This is a genomic window from Rothia sp. HMSC072B04, from assembly GCF_001813725.1.
GTDB lineage: Bacteria > Actinomycetota > Actinomycetes > Actinomycetales > Micrococcaceae > Rothia > Rothia mucilaginosa.
Genome location: NZ_KV813809.1, coordinates 1 through 1,386 on the forward strand (window position 1 = coordinate 1; position 1,386 = coordinate 1,386).

At 46.8% G+C, this 1,386-nt stretch carries 1 protein-coding gene; it reads right to left on the reverse strand.

Features of this window, described 5'->3' with window-relative positions; all coding sequences use genetic code 11:
* Positions 1-1,258: ATP-binding cassette domain-containing protein (locus tag HMPREF2928_RS09100; RefSeq protein ID WP_141754961.1), on the reverse strand; the 1,258-nt coding region annotated here is incomplete at its 3' end.
* Positions 1,259-1,386: the final 128 nt, after the last annotated feature.

A 1,386-nucleotide genomic window follows, 5' to 3' on the forward strand; every position in this document is an offset into this window, starting at 1 on the left:
AGTCTTGACTCACCAAACCAACATTTGCCAGCAAATCATCAGGTGATATGTCCTGTACCGGCTTATCTCCAATGAGGATGTCTCCTTTGGAGGGCTTCAGCATACCCATGAGTGCATTTACTAGGGTTGTCTTTCCTGATCCGCTGGGCCCGACAATACCAATCATCTGCCCGGGACCAAAAGTGAGATTGATGTTTTTAAGAGCGAAAGAATCAGCTTTTGGATACTGGACAGCAAGATTCCTAATGGAAACGCTGGAAATCTCGAGGTAGGTATCGGCAACCGGATTTTTCTGCCCGGGCTGTGCGCTAGAAATAAACTTTCGATATACATCAATTGCGTTTGACCCCGCCGCCATCGAGCTAAGGTCGCTTCCCATCGAGCCAAGCGAGACTATAGCCGAGGTAATACCTATAACAGCTCCAGCAAGAACACCGGGAGCCGGCACCGAGGCCGCTAGAAAAATAAGGGCTAAAGCTAGCAATGCAGCGCTTATAAAACCAACAATTGTATATATTCTGAGGATGTAACGAGCTAGGCCAATTTCCTCCTCACCGGATTTTTTCCGTTCTTGATTAGCACGATGCGCAAAGAACGACCGAGCATTAAGAATTGCAAGCTCACGAGCAGTAGTTATTTGTGCAATCTGGTTAGTGCTATGCCACGCGTTGTAGCTATATGAATATATTTTTTCCATTGCCTCAGCATTTTTACTCGAATAGAGATGTGACATAAAGGCAACAGGAATCATGCCTGCAAGCATGCAGAGTGAAGCATATACATTAATCTTTCCTACGGAATAACTAAGGACTCCCGTCGAAAAAATGATGAATATCAGAGCACCCATAGTGGAAACTTGAGACCCCAGGCTCCCCCCTGTCACAGCTTCATGAGCTGCCCTTGATGAGCGAGCATAATCACCGCTCGCGATTTCCTGAGAGGAACAAGTCGCCAGACGAGAAGATACGTTCTGAATACCCGTACTTGACATTCGAGAATTTAGAAGCATACGCAGAGAGTCTGATGCTTGTCCCAGGGCAATGTATCCTGCCAGCACAAAACTAACCCCCAGCGCTAGCGGGAGCACTTCATCCTGGCTCTGGCCCAAATGCTCAACAAGTCTAGTGACAGCCTCCATCTGCAGAGCAGGGAATAGTGATAGGCACACAACAGACACTAGATAGGAAACGGTCCATACGGGGTGATTTTTGAAAGCATAAACCACGGACCAAACAGTATTAGCCATAATCTTACGCATCTTTATAGTCCCTTTCAGCGGAAGTTTTGCGCCCTGCAGAATCTTCAGAGATCTGATTTTTGAAAATTTCCATAAACTTTCCCTCTGCCTTCAGTAGCTCCCGGTAGGTTCCTTGTTCCACCACACAC